This window comes from Oxalobacteraceae sp. CFBP 8761 (assembly GCA_014841595.1).
GTDB lineage: Bacteria > Pseudomonadota > Gammaproteobacteria > Burkholderiales > Burkholderiaceae_D > Telluria.
Map to the genome: position 1 here is coordinate 408,774 of JACYUE010000001.1, position 16,085 is coordinate 424,858.

18 protein-coding genes are annotated in these 16,085 nt (G+C 65.3%); 10 read left to right on the forward strand and 8 right to left on the reverse strand.

The features are described from left to right. The first annotated feature begins 12 nt into the window (after positions 1–12). From IFU00_01885 to IFU00_01895, 3 genes are all read left to right on the forward strand, one after another. Positions 13–837 carry a response regulator gene (locus IFU00_01885; GenBank protein MBD8541029.1) on the forward strand — a complete coding sequence of 275 codons (825 nt, stop codon included), beginning with the start codon at positions 13–15 and terminating at the stop codon, positions 835–837. Between the two features lie 65 nt (positions 838–902). Beyond that, positions 903–1,913, forward strand: coding sequence for a type 1 glutamine amidotransferase (locus IFU00_01890; protein MBD8541030.1), 1,011 nt, complete (start codon positions 903–905; stop codon positions 1,911–1,913). Positions 1,914–2,007: 94 nt separating this feature from the next. Continuing rightward, positions 2,008–2,355 carry a hypothetical protein gene (locus IFU00_01895; protein MBD8541031.1) on the forward strand — a complete coding sequence of 116 codons (348 nt, stop codon included), beginning with the start codon at positions 2,008–2,010 and terminating at the stop codon, positions 2,353–2,355. On the opposite strand, the gene IFU00_01900 is transcribed toward IFU00_01895, so the two are convergent. Beyond that, on the reverse strand, positions 2,309–3,040 hold the full coding sequence (locus IFU00_01900; protein ID MBD8541032.1) for a winged helix-turn-helix transcriptional regulator: 732 nt from the start codon (positions 3,038–3,040) through the stop codon (positions 2,309–2,311). The genes IFU00_01895 and IFU00_01900 overlap by 47 nt on opposite strands. Positions 3,041–3,112: 72 nt before the next feature. On the opposite strand from IFU00_01900, the gene IFU00_01905 reads away from it, so the two are divergent. Further along, positions 3,113–3,439, forward strand: coding sequence for an NIPSNAP family protein (locus IFU00_01905; protein MBD8541033.1), 327 nt, complete (start codon positions 3,113–3,115; stop codon positions 3,437–3,439). Further along, entirely contained in the window at positions 3,436–3,780 is a 345-nt protein-coding gene (locus tag IFU00_01910) for an antibiotic biosynthesis monooxygenase (GenBank protein MBD8541034.1), read from the forward strand. The genes IFU00_01905 and IFU00_01910 overlap by 4 nt, the downstream gene beginning before the upstream one ends. 10 nt (positions 3,781–3,790) lie before the next feature. Here the strand turns inward: IFU00_01910 and IFU00_01915 are convergent, their stop codons facing one another. The 4 genes from IFU00_01915 to IFU00_01930 form a co-directional block, all read right to left on the reverse strand. After that, complete coding sequence (locus IFU00_01915) at positions 3,791–4,918, reverse strand: glutamate--cysteine ligase (protein MBD8541035.1); 1,128 nt, start codon at positions 4,916–4,918, stop codon at positions 3,791–3,793. Continuing rightward, positions 4,908–6,098, reverse strand: coding sequence for a cation:proton antiporter (locus tag IFU00_01920; protein MBD8541036.1), 1,191 nt, complete (start codon positions 6,096–6,098; stop codon positions 4,908–4,910). The genes IFU00_01915 and IFU00_01920 overlap by 11 nt, the downstream gene beginning before the upstream one ends. Positions 6,099–6,169: 71 nt before the next feature. Then, positions 6,170–7,339: a VWA domain-containing protein gene (locus tag IFU00_01925; protein MBD8541037.1), complete on the reverse strand. Its 1,170-nt coding sequence runs from the start codon at positions 7,337–7,339 to the stop codon at positions 6,170–6,172. 25 nt (positions 7,340–7,364) lie between these two features. After that, on the reverse strand, positions 7,365–8,222 hold the full coding sequence (locus IFU00_01930) for a MoxR family ATPase (protein ID MBD8541038.1): 858 nt from the start codon (positions 8,220–8,222) through the stop codon (positions 7,365–7,367). 177 nt (positions 8,223–8,399) lie between these two features. Here IFU00_01930 and IFU00_01935 point away from each other — a divergent pair, with 177 nt between their 5' ends. The 3 genes from IFU00_01935 (at position 8,400) to IFU00_01945 (ending at position 10,692) form a co-directional block, all read left to right on the forward strand. Next, positions 8,400–8,750, forward strand: coding sequence for a cytochrome c (locus tag IFU00_01935; GenBank protein ID MBD8541039.1), 351 nt, complete (start codon positions 8,400–8,402; stop codon positions 8,748–8,750). Between the two features lie 8 nt (positions 8,751–8,758). After that, positions 8,759–9,097, forward strand: coding sequence for a cytochrome c (locus IFU00_01940; GenBank protein MBD8541040.1), 339 nt, complete (start codon positions 8,759–8,761; stop codon positions 9,095–9,097). A 74-nt stretch (positions 9,098–9,171) separates the two neighbouring features. After that, on the forward strand, positions 9,172–10,692 hold the full coding sequence (locus IFU00_01945; GenBank protein MBD8541041.1) for a SulP family inorganic anion transporter: 1,521 nt from the start codon (positions 9,172–9,174) through the stop codon (positions 10,690–10,692). Here the strand turns inward: IFU00_01945 and IFU00_01950 are convergent, their stop codons facing one another. The 3 genes from IFU00_01950 to IFU00_01960 all read right to left on the reverse strand — a co-directional run bounded on the left by IFU00_01950 (position 10,693) and on the right by IFU00_01960 (position 13,488). After that, entirely contained in the window at positions 10,693–11,121 is a 429-nt protein-coding gene (locus IFU00_01950; protein ID MBD8541042.1) for a DUF1841 family protein, read from the reverse strand. A 70-nt stretch (positions 11,122–11,191) separates the two neighbouring features. Further along, positions 11,192–12,715, reverse strand: a complete 1,524-nt coding sequence (locus IFU00_01955) for an aspartyl protease family protein (protein MBD8541043.1) — start codon at positions 12,713–12,715, stop codon at positions 11,192–11,194. Positions 12,716–12,852: 137 nt separating this feature from the next. Continuing rightward, a complete protein-coding gene (locus tag IFU00_01960; GenBank protein ID MBD8541044.1) occupies positions 12,853–13,488 on the reverse strand; it encodes an RNA pyrophosphohydrolase in 636 nt (211 codons plus the stop codon). A gap of 226 nt (positions 13,489–13,714) precedes the next feature. Here IFU00_01960 and IFU00_01965 point away from each other — a divergent pair, with 226 nt between their 5' ends. Both IFU00_01965 and IFU00_01970 read left to right on the forward strand, forming a co-directional pair. Beyond that, entirely contained in the window at positions 13,715–15,433 is a 1,719-nt protein-coding gene (locus IFU00_01965) for a proline--tRNA ligase (protein MBD8541045.1), read from the forward strand. Then, entirely contained in the window at positions 15,433–16,056 is a 624-nt protein-coding gene (locus IFU00_01970; protein MBD8541046.1) for a lytic transglycosylase domain-containing protein, read from the forward strand. The genes IFU00_01965 and IFU00_01970 overlap by 1 nt, the downstream gene beginning before the upstream one ends. Positions 16,057–16,085: the final 29 nt, after the last annotated feature.

Below are 16,085 nucleotides of genomic sequence, written 5' to 3' on the forward strand. Positions count from 1 at the left end.
GGGTGGGGCCTGATGCAGCGATCCCATTGTCTGTTCACCGTGCGTCCGATCGGCTTTGATCCGGTTGAAACCGCCCGGCTGGCGGCGCTGCTCGAAGACGCGCCGGGCGCCGGGCCGTCGTATTCTTGCCTGCATGCCGACAGTTTGCAAGAGCCGGACCTGCTGATTGCGAATGGCGACAACCCGTTTGCGCTGGCACAACTGGCGTGCCGGCCTCCCGATGCGCTGCAACCGGCACTGGTCATCGGCGACAGTGACGCCACTCGTTGGCCAACCCTGACCCGCTCGCTTGACCAACGGACGCTGCACGGGCGGCTGGCCGAACTGCTCGACACGCGCGTGCATGCGCTGGCCCAGCAGGGTGCCCGTGCGCGCCGCGTGCTGGCCGAACGCCGCCGCCGTCCGCGCCTGGGGCCGGATCTCGAAACGCCCGCATTCTACACGCGACTGCGCCGTGGCCCCGTCGATGGCCTGGTATTGATCGTCGATCAGGGGTGCAACCTGCGCAACCGGGTGGCGCAGGTGCTTGAGCCGCGCCGGATCGGCGTCGAATGGACCGACAGCCGGGCCGCCGCCGTGCGCCTGTGCGACGAGACGCCGGTGGCGCTGGTCCTGATCAACACGGCCGCCCCGGGCATCGAACCGTATGCGCTGTGCTCATCGATCAAGGCGCAGGCCGGCGCCGGGCGCACGCCCGTGGTGTTCATGGTCGCGCCATCGTTTCAGTACGACAGCGCCCGCGCCCGGCTGGCCGGCGCGCGCGGCCTGCTCGAGACGCCCGTGGCGGGGCGCCACCTGATGCTGACCTTCCAGAAGCTGCTCGATGTGCCGGTCTGAGCGCATGGCGACCTTTTGTAACAACTTTGAATCGTGCGCAGCATTGCCGAAGTTATATTATTGACATGACCGAAGACGACCCCATCAAGCGCAATCCAGACGACCCCTCGCCAGAGGCGGATATCGATGAACGTCGCGAGACGCGCGTGCGCGTGCCCGACCGGCGCGCCAGCGGCGGCCAGCACGCACGCGGGCCGGCGCGCTACCTGCGCGATGGCGACAACCCGGTGGCCCTGGCCGGCCGGGTCATCACCTCGCGCTTTCGCTCGCTGCGTGAACGCTTCAGTCGCGACATCATGCAGCGCACGCTGCACATCGGTGTCTCGGCCCGCATCTTTCATCCCGAGGCGGGCGCCAAGGGGCTGCTGAGCAAGAACCTGCAGTATCTCGAGGAATCCATCGCCCAGTGGGTCATGTCGCGCGACGTGCTGGTGTTCATGATCCCGACGGTCAATACCAACGGTTTGCTCCACCCCAGCAACATCACGCTGCGCCACTACGCGCGTCACCTGGATGGCCTGGTGCTGCAGGGTGGGGCCGACGTCGCCCCGCAAACCTATTCCGAAACGCCCACGCGTCCCGAATGGAGCGGCGACCGCGCGCGCGACGTGTACGAGCTCGAACTGCTGCACGAATTCGTCGACGCCGGCAAACCGGTGCTGGGCGTGTGCCGTGGCTGCCAGCTGATCAACGTCGCCTTTGGCGGCACGCTGCACCAGGACGTCGCCACCGACCGTCCCGACGCGCTGGCGCATGTGCACGACCTGTACGACGCCCATCGCCACGCGATCGTGTTTCCCAAGGGCTCATCGCTCGGCCGCATGTTCCCCAATATCCAGCAGGCGATGGTCAATTCGATTCACCACCAGGCCGTCAAGGACCTGGGGCGCGATGTGCGCATCGAAGCCATGTCCGAGCCGGACGGCATCATCGAGGCGATCCGCTACCAGCGCGCCAACTTCGTCATGGGCTTGCAATGGCACCCCGAATTTCACCGCGCGGGCGGCGTCGACCTGCTCGATTGCACGCCGGTGCTGGATGAATTCCTGCGTGCTGCGCGCGAGACGCGCCTGTAGCACGAAATCGCTTGCTTTCGCCGTGCGACACGGGAATAATGAATGAGAATCATTCTCATCTCATTGTCTTGTTCTGGTCCATGGAGCGCTTCGCATGACGATTTCCCCCACACCCACCATGCCATCCACAGCGGGCGAGCCGCGCAACCAGGACACGTTGCTGGTCGCCTCGCTCCTGCACCTGATGTCGCATTACAGCGCGAAAGGCGACGGCGAGCCGCCGTGCGTCAAGCTGGCGTCCGTGATCGAGCGCCATCTGTGCGCGCTGGCACGCCTGCCGACGATCGACCCGGTGCTGCGCGCCACCTGCGAGCAGCTGGCCGACCAATGGGCGAACGTGGTCGACGCCAGGCTGCCGCCAGCAGCGCCTGCCAAACAGCCGCTGCTGGCGCGCTTCATGAAGACGGGCTGGGCGGGCAAGGGCGTGCCGGTGGCGGGCTGACCTGATCGAGCCAGCCACGCAGGGCGGCCTCGCCCTGTGTATCGAAGGCCATGACGCGCGAACCCGCCACGCGGCGCGTCCAGCCGAGTTGTTCGAACCGGTCGAGCAGGGCGCTGCCCAGTGCGCCGGCCAGATGGTGACGCCGCTCGCTCCAGTCCAGGCAGGTGCGGCACACGGGCCGCCGCGAGCGCGCCAGTGCAGGGATGTCGACGCCCAGCTGGCCGATCAGTGACGCGCCTGGAGTCGTGAGCACCATGCCTTTGGCGCCGAAGCCGAACGCGCCTCGCGCAGCCAGCCGGTCATGCAGCACCACGCCAAGCTCGCCGGCCAGGTGGTCATAGCAGACGCGCGCCTTGCGCAGGGCTGGCGCGGACGGGCCCAGCTTCAGGTGCAGCGGCAGCGTGCCGGCGCCGAAGGCCATGCCCATCAGCGTTTCGAGCAGCGCCGCCACGTCGGCATCGGTGATGCTGAAATACCGGTGCCGCCCCTGCGCCTGGACGGCCAGCAGCCCGGCATCGACCAGCTTGGCCAGATGAGTGCTGATCGTCTGGCGCGTGACGCCTGCCGCATCGGCCAGTTCGGTGGCGGTGAGCGCCCGCCCGGCCATCAGCAAGGTCAGGGCCTGCGCGCGCGCCTGGTCGCCGATCAGTGCGGCGATGGTAGTGATATTGGGACCGTCTCTCATGCTTCGATCTTAACCGAAGCATCCGGCCAGGGACCGGGACTACAGTGACCACTCCAGAACCCAGGAGTCACCATGACCATTACCTGTTTCATCCGCTACCGCATCGATCCGTTTCAGCGCGAGCAGTTTCGTGAGTATGCCGCCAACTGGGGGCGCATCATTCCCCGGCTCGGTGGCACATTGATCGGCTACTTCCTGCCCCATGAGGGGACCAACGACGAGGCGTGGGGGCTGGTGGGCTTTGCCAGTCTGGCCGACTACGAAGCGTACCGCACGCGCTTGAAGACGGATGATGAGGCGCGCGGCAACTTCGCGCTGGCGCGCGAGGGGCGTTTCATCGTGCGTGAAACGCGTACGTTCACCGAAGCGGTGGAGGGCACGCTCGGGAGCCGTGCATGATCGCGGTCATTTTCGAAGTCGAGCCAGCCCCGCTGCGCCAGCGCGAGTACCTCGCCACGGCGCAGGCGCTGGGGGCTGCGCTCAAGGCGATCGACGGCTTCGTGTCGGTGGAACGGTTCGAATCGCTCACGCAGCCCGGCCGCTTGCTGTCGTTGTCATTCTGGCGCGATGAAGCCGCCGTGCAGCGCTGGCGCATGCTGGAAGCGCACCAGGCGGCGCAGGCTGCCGGTCGTGACGGGATGTTTTGCGACTACCGCTTGCGCGTGGCGCACGTGGTACGCGACTACGGGATGCAGCAGCGCGACCAGGCGCCGCCGGATAGCAGGGAAGTGCACGGCTGACTGACGCAGCTCACGCCACGCGGTCGCCGCGGAAGTGCCCGATCGCTGCATTGACCATCCCTTCGACCGAGCCTTCGCGCTCGGCATGCCGGCGCAGGATTGCTGCATCGCTGCCGCCGCGCGCGGCCGCCGCCAGGTGCTGCAGCGCCTCGACGCTGCCCAGTGCTTCGGCATGCGGCAACATCCGTTCGAGCGTGGCCAGGATATCGTCGCGGATCACGATGCTGTCGTAGGTTTTCGGGTGCGTGATGCTGCCATCCAGGCCAAAGCGGCAGGCCTGGAAGCGGTTGTAGTTGTAGACGAGGTAGTCGTCTTCGACCGGGGCTTCATCTTTTTTCTCAAGCAGATGGCGGCATAGTGCCTGCAGGTAGGCGGCCAGCGCGGCGGCCCGCTCCACCGTCAGCGGCGTGTCGCAGACGCGCAGTTCGATCGTGCCGAATTCGGGCTTGGGTCGCAGGTCCCAGTAAAAATCCTTCATGCTCTTGATGATGTTCGTGCGTTCCATCTTGGCGAAGTACACGTCGGTGAACTCCTGCCAGCTGAGCGTGAAGGGCGCACGCCCGCTCATCGGAAACGCAAATACGGAATTCAGGCGTGCCGATTCGAACAGGCTGTCATGGCCCTGCACGAACGGCGACGAGGCCGACAGCGCGATGAAGTGCGGCAGGTAGCGGTTCAGCGCGTGCAGCAGGTACATCGCATCGTCGCCATTGGCGCAGCCGATGTGCACGTGCTGGCCGAACACCGTGAACTGCTTGGCCAGATAGCCGTACAGCTGCGACAGGTATTCGTAGCGCGGCTTGGCCGAAATGCGCTGATCCGACCAGTGCTGGAACGGGTGCGTGCCACCGCCGGCGATACCGATATTGAGCGTGTCGCTGGCTGCGACGAGCGTGTTGCGGATCTCGGTCAGCTCGGCCAGCAAGGGACCATACGCCGTGTGCACGCTCGAATTAATTTCGATCATGCTCTCGGTGATCTCGGGCGTGACGTTGCCCGGGAACGGCTTGCGCTCCAGCAGGTGCATCAGGTCGGGGCTGGCGGCGGTCAGGTTGAAGTCCGACAGGTTGACCAGTTGCAGTTCGAGCTCGACCCCGAAGGTGAGCGGCGTGGACGGAGTAAACGCGTCAAGCGGCATGATGGGACTCCGTTGCTTCGTGCGCCCAGATCAGGGCGCGCTGGATGATGATCGGGCCGAACACTTCGAGCAGCATCGCCACGGCGGCCATCGCGTGCAGGTCGTCGACTACTTTGAGGCCGGCATAGCGCGCATGTTCGAGCATCAGGATCACGAACACGGCCAGCGGCGCCAGGCCCAAACCCGTGAGGGCGCCCTTGCGCCAGGTGACGCCCGACAGGTGCGAGAACGCAGCCACGCCGGCGGTCTTGGCCAGCAGCCGCACTAGCACGACGACCACCGCCATCACGCCGCCGGCCGCCACCAGGCGCCAGTCGAGGGTCGAGGCGGCGTAGACGAACAACAGCACGGTCAGCACTTCGCCCAGCGCGCCGAAATTGCGCTGGGTCTGGGTAAAGGTCACGCGGCGCGAGCGCACGGTCAGGCCGAAGGCCAGCGCTGCGACGACCGGCGACAGGCCGCCGACATCGCATATCGAGACCAGCAGGATCACGGCCAGCGCAAACGCGACAGTGGTGTCCTGCTGCGCATTGCCGATCGCGCGCAGCAGCGCCGGCACCAGCAGGCCGAACACGGCGCCGGCCACGATCGACGCGGCGAGCATGACCAGGCTTTGCCACAGTGCCTCGCTGACGGCGTCCTGCGTGCGGAACAGCCAGATGCCGATGATGGCATTGAATGCGAACACGGCCAGCACGCAGTTCTGGGCCGACAGGTGCAGCACGCGCTCGGTCATCTGGCCCGAGCTTTTCTGTTCATTGATGACCCGCACGACGGTGGCGGGGGAGGTGGCCATCGAGAGTGCCGCCATCAGCAGCGCCGTGATCTGCGCCGCGCCAAACGCGATGGCGACGAGGTAGACGAGTACGAACGTCAGGCTGGACTCGACCAGGCCCGCCACGCCGATCCACGGATTGTTGACCAGCCAGCGCAGATTGATGCGGTTGCCCAGTTCGAACAGGACCAGGCCGAAGGCGATATTGGCCAGCAGCGCGACCGGGCCCAGATCGGCCGCAGGCAGCACGCCGATCTGCGCGCTGCCCAGCGCGAAGCCAACCAGGCCGTAGAAGCTGATGCGGGGCAGGCCGGTCCAGCGCTGGCCAAATTCACCGGCCAGCCACGCCAGCGCAATCGCCAGGGGCCAGGCAAGGCTCGTCAATACGGACAACAGGTCAGGCATGCGGTCTCCTTCTTCTTATCGTTGCGCGATTCTAGTGCGCCCGGCGCCTCGCGTCCGTGTTCGTGCTAACACTACTTGCTCAACAGGCGCATGGCCCGTTCCAGGCCCTCCAGCGTGATCGGGAACATCCGGTTGCTCATCACCTGGCGGATCAGCGCGATCGATTGCCGGTACTGCCACAGGTGCTCGGGCTCCGGATTGAGCCAGGCGCACTTCGGAAACGCCGTCATGAAGCGCGCCAGCCAGACCGCGCCAGCTTCGTCGTTGTTGTATTCGACCGAGCCGCCCGGCGCCATGACTTCGTAGGGACTCATGGTCGCATCGCCGACGAACAGCACGCGCGTATCGGCCGGGTATTTACGCAGCACGTCCCAGGTGGCGAAGCGCTCGCTGTGGCGGCGTGCGTTGTTCTTCCACAGGTAGTCGTAGACGCAGTTGTGGAAGTAGTAGAACTCCATGTTCTTGAATTCGCTGCTGGCGGCCGAGAACAGTTCTTCGGTGCGTTCGATATGGTCGTCCATCGAGCCGCCGACGTCGAACAGCATCACGACCTTGATCCGGTTCTTGCGCTCGGGCCGCATGCGGATGTCGAGCCAGCCGGCGTTGCTGGCGGTGGCGCGAATCGTGTCGTCCAGCGCCAGTTCATCGGCCGCGCCCTGGCGCGCGAAGCGGCGCAGGCGGCGCAGCGCCACCTTCAGGTTGCGCGTGCCCAGTTCGCGCTCGCCGTCGTAGTCGCGGTAGGTGCGCTGGTCCCACACTTTCACAGCGGTGCGATTCCGACTTTCGCCACCGATGCGGATGCCTTCGGGGTTGGTGCCGCCGTGCCCGAACGGCGATGTGCCGCCGGTACCGATCCATTTGCTGCCGCCGGCGTGGCGTTCCTTCTGCTCTTTCAGCAGTTCCTGCAGGCGCTGCTGCAGCTTGTCGTAGCCGAATTTTTCAAGCTGCGCCTTTTGCTCGGGCGTGAGTTCGCGCTCGAAGCGCTTGATCAGCCAGTCGAGTGGAATCTCGGCCTTCGCGTCGAATACCGCATCGACGCCGCGGAACCAGGCGCCGAAGACGCGATCGAACTTGTCGAAATGGGCTTCGTCCTTCACCAGCGTCAGCCGCGCGAGGTAGTAGAAGTCGTCGAGCGACGGGGCGATCACGCCGCGTTGCAGCGCGTCGAGCAGCGTCAGGAATTCGCGGATCGAGACCGGGATGCGGGCCTCGCGCAGGGCGCGGAAAAAATCGATCAGCATCGCATCGAGGGGGCTGACGCTACCATCACCGGTTGTTCCGCGCCATGAACATCAGGCGCTCGAACAGGCCCACGTCCTGCTCGTTCTTGAGCAGGGCGCCGTGCAGCGGCGGGATGCCCACCTTGCCTTCGGCGCTGGCGCGCAGGGCTTCGGCCGGCACGTCCTCGGCCAGCAGCAATTTGAGCCAGTCGAGAAATTCCGACGTCGATGGCTTCTTCTTGATGCCGGGGACGTCGCGCATGGCATAGAAGCTTTGCAGCGCCGCGGTCAGCAAGTCCTGGCGCAGGTTCGGGAAGTGCACGCCGACGATGTCGGCCATCGTCTCGCGGTCCGGGAATTGAATGTAGTGGAAGAAGCAGCGGCGCAGGAAGGCGTCCGGCAGTTCCTTCTCGTTGTTCGACGTGATGATCACGAGCGGGCGGTGGGTGGCCACGACCATCTCGCGCGTCTCGTACACGTAGAACTCCATGCGATCGAGTTCGCGCAGCAGGTCGTTCGGGAATTCGATGTCGGCCTTGTCGACTTCGTCGATCAGGAGCACGACGGGTTCGGGCGCCGTGAAGGCTTGCCACAGCACGCCCTTGACGATGTAGTTCTGGATGTCGCGCACGCGCTCGTCGCCCAGCTGCGAGTCGCGCAGGCGCGAGACGGCGTCGTATTCGTACAGGCCCTGCTGGGCCTTGGTGGTCGATTTGACGTGCCACTGCAGCAGCGGCATGTCCAGGCTGGCCGCGACTTCTTCGGCCAGCATGGTCTTGCCGGTGCCCGGCTCGCCTTTGATCAGGAGCGGGCGGCCCAGTGTCAGGGCCGCGTTGACGGCCAGTTTCAGGTCGGCGGTGGCGACGTACTTGTCGCTGCCTTCGAAGCGGGGAGCAGCATGCATGGCGGGTGCTTTGTCGAGTCGGTCGGTGGCAGGAAGTATACGCCATAACCCCGGGCGCGCCGCCGCCGTCCGGTTTGTAGACTGGTGACAAGTCTTCAGATAGAATCGGCCCGTTGGTAGACCTTTGCTAACTTTTTATGCGGTTGCGGTTTTCGAATTACAACTAACGAGACGCCCATGAAAACAAGTTTGGCACCATTGGTACTGGCAGCATGCGCCTGTACCGCCGGCAGCGCCGTCGCCACGGCGGCGGAAGTCGTCGGCAACCCCAAGGCGGCCGTCGCCAAGATCGAGATGTGCATCGGCTGCCACGGCATCCAGGGCGGCTACAAGACGGCCTTCCCCGAAGTCTACCGGGTGCCGATGATCGGCGGCCAGTCGGGAAAGTATCTCGAAGCGGCCCTCAAGGCCTACCGCAAGGGCGACCGCAAGCATCCTTCGATGGTCAATATCGCCAAGTCGCTGAGCGACCAGGACATCGCCGACGTGGCGGCCTATTACTCCCAACAGACGGTGGCCTCGCGATGAACCACGCCATGCAACGGATTGTCCTTTCACTGGTCCTGGGCGCGCTGGGCGCGAGCGCATCGGCCGCCGACGTTGCGCGCGGCGCGGCGCTGGCCAAGACGCACAACTGCGCCTCGTGCCACGGCGCCGACTTCAACAAGCCGATCGACCCGAGCTACCCAAAGCTAGCCGGCCAGCACGCCGACTACCTGACGACGGCGCTGCGCGCCTACAAGCGCGGGGCCGGCCCGAACGGGCGCGTGAACCCGATCATGGCGGCGCTGGTGCAGCCGCTGTCGAACCGCGACATGGCCGATCTGGGCGCGTACCTGGGCAGTCTGCCGGGCCAGCTGGTGACCAAGAAATAAGCCCGGCGCCAGACGCGCAAGTCGCTTGCTGGTAACATGCGAGCCCCTTGCCGCGTCACCCGCCGGAGCTTTTCGTGTTACCTCTTTCGCCTGCCTACCTCAAAACCAACCTGCTCAGCGGCCTGACGGTCGCCCTGGCCCTCGTGCCCGAGGCGATCGCCTTCGCCCTGGTTGCCCATCTGTCGCCGCTCACTGGCCTGTACGCGGCCGTGCTGGTTGCCTTCATCACGTCCGCGTTCGGCGGCCGGCCCGGGATGATCTCGGCCGCCGCCGGTTCGCTGGCCGTGGTGATGATCGCACTCGTGGTGCAGCATGGCGCGCAGTACCTGCTGGCGGCCGTGGTGCTCATGGGCGTGCTGCAACTGCTGTTTGCCGCCGCGCGGCTCGGCAAATTCATCCGCATGGTGCCGCATCCGGTGATGCTCGGCTTCGTCAACGGGCTGGCGCTGGTGATCTTTCTGGCCCAGTTCGGGCACTTCAAGGTGGCGGGCCCTGACGGCACGCCGCAATGGATGCCCGCCGCGCAGCTGGTCACGATGGGCGTCATCATCGCCATCACGATGGCGGTGATCTACCTGACGCCGCGCATTACCAAAGCGGTGCCGTCCACGCTGGTGGGGATCCTGGTGGCCAGCGTCGGTTGCGCGCTGCTGGGCATCGAGACGCGCACCGTGGGCGACCTCGGTTCGATCGCCGGCGGCTTGCCCAGCTTCGCGCTGCCCGACGTGCCAATGACGTGGGACACGCTGCGCATCGTGTTCCCGTACGCGCTCGTGATGGCGGGTGTGGGCCTGATCGAGTCGCTCCTGACGCTCACGCTCATCGACGAAATCACCGACACGCGCGGCCAGCCGAACCGCGAATCGCTGGCGCTGGGCGCGGCCAATGTCGTCAGCGGCGTGTTTGGCGGCATGGGCGGCTGCGCGCTGATCGGCCAGAGCATGATCAATGTGAACAGCGGCGCGACAGGGCGCTTGTCGGGCATCGCGGCGGCCGTGATCCTGCTGTGCTTCATCCTGTTTGGCTCCAGCTGGATCGAGGCGATTCCGCTGGCGGCGCTGATCGGCGTGATGTTCGTCGTCTGTGAAAAGACGTTTGAATGGGGTACGTTCCGCCTGGCCGGCCGCGTGCCGCGTGCGGATCTGTTCGTGGTCGTGCTGGTGGCGGCGATCACGCTGCTGGTCGATCTGGCGGTGGCGGTGCTGACCGGCGTGATCGTCTCGGCGCTGGTGTTCGCGTGGCAGCATGCGCGCCAGGTGAAGGCGGCGGTCGCGGTCGATGCGCAGGGCTGGAAGGTGTACGCGCTCGACGGCACGCTGTTCTTCGCGTCAGTCAGTGCGTTTCAGGGCATCTTCACGCCGAAGGACGATCCGCAGGATGTCGTGATCGACTTTTTGCACGCGCGCGTGGTGGACCATTCGGCGATCCAGGCGATCGACGCGCTGGCCGAGCGTTACCGCCTGCTGGGCAAGCGCCTGCATCTGCGCCATCTGAGCCCCGACTGCCGCGAGCTGCTGGAAAAGGCGCAGGACATGATCGAGGTGAACCTGGTGGAAGACCCGCGTTACCGGGTCGCAGACGACAAACTCGCCTGATCAGGCGAATGCGCGACGGCGCACGCACTCGATATACGCCTCGGTATCGGGCGGCACGCCACCCCGCTGCGAGGCCCAGATCATCTCGCCCAGGCATTCCATGATTTCGTGGTGGGCATCGTGCTCGCCCCGTTTGGCCACCAGCATGTCGTGCGCGGCGCGGATGCCGCGCGGCTGGTCGATCGAGATCTGCTCGGCGATCGACAGGTGCATCGACAGGTGCAAAAACGGATTGGGCTTGCCGCCTTCGACCGAATAGTCGCGCGCGATCGCCGCCTCGATGTCCTCGAACTGGTCGTGGTATTCGGGATGCTGCACGATCCAGTCGGCCGCGATGGCATCCATCGGCGTCAGGATGTCGCCATTGCGTTGCTTGCGATAGGCGTCGCAGAAAAAGCGGCGCACGTCGTGCGAGGACGGAGTGAACATGGCAGGAGGGGGCAAAAAAAGGGGAGAGCGGGCATTGTAGCGCAGGCGCCGGTCCGGCGCGGGGCCGGCCTCAGGACGCCTCTTTCGGCCCCTGGCGGCACTCGGGCGCCTCATCCAGAACCCGCTTGGCCTGCTCGTCATTGCCCGTGAACCGATGGCGCTCGGCGATCGCAAAGCGCGCCTGGCAGGTGCGCCGCAGCGCATGCGCCGATTCCTCGCGCGCGAGCTTGAGCAGCTTGCTTTCATCGAGCTTGCCGAGATAGAAATCGGCGATCGGCCCAGGCCATTCATCGAGGTCGTGCGTGAAGGCGCTGGCCAGTTCGCGCCGCGCCAGCTCGGGGTCTTGATTGTGCATGCGCGCCGTATACAGCATCAGCGCGCCGGAGCGCTCGCCCGGCATGCGGTCGAGCGCCTGGCGCAGCCTTATCACCGCTTCGGTATAGCGCCGTTCTTTCATCAGGCGCTGGCCGACCACCAGGTTGGCGCGCGGGTTTCCGCTGGCGGCCGCCTTGTCGAGCCAGACCAGTGCCTGGGCCATGTCAGGCGGCGCGCCATGACCGTTTCGGTGCATCGAGGCCACCATCATCTGCGCGTCGCCATTGCCGGCGTCGGCCTCCTGCTGCAGCCAGGGTTCGATGCGGCGCCGCTGGCCAAGTGCGTCGCCCCCGACATAGGTGAAGTACAGCTTCTTCTGGCTCATCGCGAACATGACGCGGTGCGAGCGCAGGAAGTCAGCGCCCAGCAGTAAATCGACGTCGAGGTCATTCGTGTCGATCACGCCGACGTCGGCATTGTTGATCGTCTCGCGGCCGATCTGCAGCTTGTCCAGCGTCGCGTTCCAGCGCGCGATGCGTTCGGTGCCGATGCCGCCCGCTTCGCCGGCCCTTGAGACGTCTGGCGCATTCATGTTCAGACCCGCTTTTTCCGCGGCCCGGCGCGTCATCAGCGTGCTGGAGGAGCCGCTGTCGATCACCGCCGTGACTTCCTTGCCGTTCAGGAGCACCTTGAATTCGGGATTGGCCTGACGCGAGTTGGTCCAGCGGAAGGGAATTTCGACGGCATTCTCGTCCCAGTAGGCCAGGTGCGCAGTATCGCAATTGGTCGGTTTGAAGAACTTGATTTCCTTGGTGGCCAGCGAAATCTCGAGGTCGGACTGGAGCAGGAACGGCGCGCCCAGGATCGCCTCGAACGATGGCGCAGTGCCGAAGTCACCCAGCACCCGTACGCGACTGTTGGTGATCGCCGCCGGCCCGGCCTTGAATTCCTTGATCTGCGTGCTGTAGATGCGGGCCGCGCCGCCAATGCCGAAGGCACGCCCGTTGGTAGGGCGCAGTGACAGACCGCGCCGCTCGGTTGCGGTGCGCGTGAGTATCGTGCCACTGGCGCCGGTGTCGACCAGCATGTCGGCCGGCGTGCCGTCGATCCGCCCTTCGATCGTCAGGTTCAGGTCAGGGCCGGTATAGCGCACGGGCAGCGTCGCGAGCTGGGTTAATTGACAACGCTTGGGCTCGGCCTGCCAGGCATGGGCAGTGGGCACGGCGCTCAGGGCGAGCAGTGGCAGCAGCAGATGCAGGCGGGCGGCAGGCGTAGTCATGCAAGCATTGTACCGGCGAATGTTGCCGTGAAAACAATGCTTTGAGCATGAAATGGAGGGGCGTCTGCGGAGGGCAGGCTGGATGCCGGAGCATGGCGCGTCGTACGCCAGCTCCGGTATCGATGCGTTGTTGACGCCTACTTGTTCGGCGCCAGCACCAGCGCATCGGGCGCCGCCGGGTTGCCCGGCCCGGCCGCCCCGAGCATGTCCTGCCCCGTCTTGGCGCCAGGCTGCGCGCGACCATGCGGCTGGCGCAGGTAGCGCGCGCTGTGCCGCCGCTCGCCGTGCTGGCCCTTGGCCGGCCAGCTCAGAAAGCGCGACAGCTCCTGCAGCGCGCGCTGGTACACGTCGCGCTTGAACTCGATCACGACGTCGAGCGGCACCCAGTAATCGTGCCAGCGCCAGGCGTCGAACTCGGGGTGGTCGGTCAGGCGCAGATTGACTTCGTTGTCGCGCGCGACCATGCGCAGCAGGAACCAGATCTGCTTCTGGCCACGGTAATGCCCGCGAATTTCACGCTTGATGAAGTGATCGGGCACTTCATAGCGCAGCCAATCGCGGGTGCGACCCACGATCTTGACGTGCTCCTGACGCAAACCGATTTCTTCCTCGAGCTCGCGGTACATTGCCTGCTCGGGTGTTTCGCCGTACTTGATTCCCCCTTGAGGAAATTGCCATGAGTGCTCTCGCACCCGCTTGCCCCACCAGACCTCGTTGTTAGCGTTCAGCAGGATGATGCCGACGTTGGGCCGAAACCCTTCACGGTCGAGCATAAGTGCACCTCGATACTTTCTGCCGGCGGACGTTCCCTCTTGCGGGCACTCGGTACCCTTGTGTTTTTACTTACGTATTGTCATGCCCAAGGGGTTTCCGCACCGCTTGCGCGGTCGATGATGCTGGTTCCGGACCCTGTTTGTAGAAAGATTGGACGCATCAGCCGGCTAATCCTTTAAAATTAGGTCGATTATAACCCTCTCTTTTTAAAAAGAATTCACAGATATGCGTGCCTCACGATTTTTTATTTCAACTCTGAAAGAAGCGCCTTCCGATGCCGAGATCGTCAGCCACAAGCTGATGATGCGCGCCGGGATGATCAAGCGCCTGGGTTCCGGCATCTATACGTATATGCCGGTCGGGCTGCGCGTCATCCGCAAGGTCGAAGCGATCGTCCGTGAAGAAATGAATCGCGCTGGTGGTATCGAACTCTTGATGCCGCTCGTGCAGCCGGCCGAACTGTGGCAAGAGACAGGTCGCTGGGACAAAATGGGCGACGAGCTGATGCGCGTGAAAGACCGCCATGGCCGCGACTTTGCAATCCAGCCGACGTCCGAAGAAGTCATCACCGACGTCGTGCGCAGCGAGATCAAGTCGTATCGCCAACTGCCGGTGAACTTCTATCATATCCAGACCAAGTTCCGCGACGAGCGCCGTCCGCGCTTCGGCCTGATGCGCGGCCGCGAATTCACGATGAAGGATGCCTATTCGTTCGACCGCGACGTCGCCGGCATGCAGACGTCGTACCAGACCATGTTCGACGCCTATACCCGCATCTTCACGCGCTTCGGCCTGAAGTTCCGCGCGGTGGCGGCCGACAACGGCGCCATCGGCGGCACCGGTTCGCATGAATTCCACGTCATCGCCAGCACTGGCGAAGATGCGCTGGTCTACTGCCCGACGTCCGATTTCGCGGCCAATATGGAAGCGGCCGAAGCCGTCGCCAGCGGCGAGCGCGCCGCTCCCACGCAAACGCTGACCAAGACGCCAACCCCGGGCACGACCAAGTGCGAGACCGTCGCGGCGCTGCTGGGTGTGAACCTGGCGCAGACCGTCAAGACCATCGCTTTGACGGTCGAGAACGAAGGCAAGAAGAGCTACTGGGTGCTGCTGCTGCGCGGCGACCATGAACTCAACGAGATCAAGGTCGGCAAAGTGGACGGCCTGGCCGGCCACCGCTTCTCGACCGAAGCTGAAATCCTCGAGGTGTTCGGCACCGTGCCGGGTTACCTCGGTCCGGTTGCTACCCGTCTGCCAGTCACCGTCGTGGCTGACCGCACGGTCGCCAACATGGCCGACTTCGTGTGCGGCGCGAACGAACAAGACTTCCACCACATCGGCGTGAACTGGGGGCGCGATCTGCCCGAGCCAATCGTGGCCGACCTGCGCAATGTCGTCGAAGGCGACCCGTCGCCGGACGGCAAGGGCGTGCTGGCGATCGAGCGCGGCATTGAAGTGGGCCACGTGTTCCAGCTCGGCACCGCGTACTCGCAGGCGATGGGCGCGACCTTCCTCGATGACGGCGGCCGGCCTGCGCCGCTGCAGATGGGCTGCTACGGCATCGGCGTGACCCGCATCCTGGGCGCGGCGATCGAGCAGAACTTCGACGACAAGGGCATCGTCTGGCCGGACGCGCTGGCGCCATTCGAAGTGGTGCTGTGCCCGATGGGCATGGACCGCAGCGAGATGGTCAAGGACGCCACCGAGCAGCTGTATGCGTCGCTGTCGGCCATCGGTATCGACGTCATCGTCGACGACCGCGGCCTGCGGCCGGGCGCGATGTTCGCCGACTGGGAACTGATCGGCGTGCCGCACCGCGTCGTGATCGGCGAGCGTGGCCTGAAGGAAGGCAACCTCGAATACCAGGGCCGTCGCGATGCAGAAGCGAGTGGCGTGGCTGTCGGCGATATGCTCGGCTTCATCAAGGCCAAGCTGGGCAAGTGATGGCATTGCGCCTGGCCTCCTGGTCCGGAGGCGTGCTGCTGGCGCTGGCCTTCGGTCTGGCGGCGCCGGCGCATGCCGGCAACCAGAAAGAAGAAGCGCTGTCGGATTCGGTGCGTCTGGCGCTGGCCAACGCCATCGCCGACGCGCGTCCGCCGCGCCCGACTTTCCGCACCGAGGCGGGACGGGCGCGCTACCAGGCGTGGTTCGACCAGATGTCGCCGCGCCTGGCCAAGCGCCTGCCCGACGTCCAGACCCGCACCGAGTTCCTCGAGACCGCGTGGTATGAAGCGACCCGCGCGGGCCTGGATCCGGGACTGGTGCTGGGCCTGATCCAGGTGGAATCGGCCTACCGCAAGTATGCGATCTCGATTGCCGGCGCGCGCGGCTACATGCAGGTGATGCCGTTCTGGACCAAGGCGATCGGCGACGGCGACCGCCGCCGCCTGTTCCACATGCAGACCAATCTGCGCTACGGGTGCGCGATCCTGCGCATGTATATCGACATGGAGCGGGGCGACCTGTACCTGGCGCTGGGCCGCTACAACGGCAGCCGGGGCAAGCCGAAGTACCCGAACGCGGTGCTGGCCGCATGGAAGAACTGGGAATTCAAACCGGGGGCGTGAAGCGTCCCTGCCTTGTACAAAACCCTAAC

What these genes read in the sequence shown, in the direction of transcription:
- IFU00_01940 (MBD8541040.1), top strand. Translation starts at nt 8,759, where the DNA reads ATGCAACGGATTGTCCTTTCACTGGTCCTGGGCGCGCTGGGCGCGAGC.
- IFU00_01920 (MBD8541036.1), bottom strand. Translation starts at nt 6,098, where the DNA reads ATGCCTGACCTGTTGTCCGTATTGACGAGCCTTGCCTGGCCCCTGGCG.
- IFU00_01905 (MBD8541033.1), top strand. Translation starts at nt 3,113, where the DNA reads ATGACCATTACCTGTTTCATCCGCTACCGCATCGATCCGTTTCAGCGC.
- IFU00_01910 (MBD8541034.1), top strand. Translation starts at nt 3,436, where the DNA reads ATGATCGCGGTCATTTTCGAAGTCGAGCCAGCCCCGCTGCGCCAGCGC.
- IFU00_01930 (MBD8541038.1), bottom strand. Translation starts at nt 8,222, where the DNA reads ATGCATGCTGCTCCCCGCTTCGAAGGCAGCGACAAGTACGTCGCCACC.
- IFU00_01970 (MBD8541046.1), top strand. Translation starts at nt 15,433, where the DNA reads ATGGCATTGCGCCTGGCCTCCTGGTCCGGAGGCGTGCTGCTGGCGCTG.
- IFU00_01935 (MBD8541039.1), top strand. Translation starts at nt 8,400, where the DNA reads ATGAAAACAAGTTTGGCACCATTGGTACTGGCAGCATGCGCCTGTACC.
- IFU00_01960 (MBD8541044.1), bottom strand. Translation starts at nt 13,488, where the DNA reads ATGCTCGACCGTGAAGGGTTTCGGCCCAACGTCGGCATCATCCTGCTG.
- IFU00_01890 (MBD8541030.1), top strand. Translation starts at nt 903, where the DNA reads ATGACCGAAGACGACCCCATCAAGCGCAATCCAGACGACCCCTCGCCA.
- IFU00_01900 (MBD8541032.1), bottom strand. Translation starts at nt 3,040, where the DNA reads ATGAGAGACGGTCCCAATATCACTACCATCGCCGCACTGATCGGCGAC.
- IFU00_01915 (MBD8541035.1), bottom strand. Translation starts at nt 4,918, where the DNA reads ATGCCGCTTGACGCGTTTACTCCGTCCACGCCGCTCACCTTCGGGGTC.
- IFU00_01895 (MBD8541031.1), top strand. Translation starts at nt 2,008, where the DNA reads ATGACGATTTCCCCCACACCCACCATGCCATCCACAGCGGGCGAGCCG.
- IFU00_01955 (MBD8541043.1), bottom strand. Translation starts at nt 12,715, where the DNA reads ATGACTACGCCTGCCGCCCGCCTGCATCTGCTGCTGCCACTGCTCGCC.
- IFU00_01925 (MBD8541037.1), bottom strand. Translation starts at nt 7,339, where the DNA reads ATGCTGATCGATTTTTTCCGCGCCCTGCGCGAGGCCCGCATCCCGGTC.
- IFU00_01885 (MBD8541029.1), top strand. Translation starts at nt 13, where the DNA reads ATGCAGCGATCCCATTGTCTGTTCACCGTGCGTCCGATCGGCTTTGAT.
- IFU00_01965 (MBD8541045.1), top strand. Translation starts at nt 13,715, where the DNA reads ATGCGTGCCTCACGATTTTTTATTTCAACTCTGAAAGAAGCGCCTTCC.
- IFU00_01950 (MBD8541042.1), bottom strand. Translation starts at nt 11,121, where the DNA reads ATGTTCACTCCGTCCTCGCACGACGTGCGCCGCTTTTTCTGCGACGCC.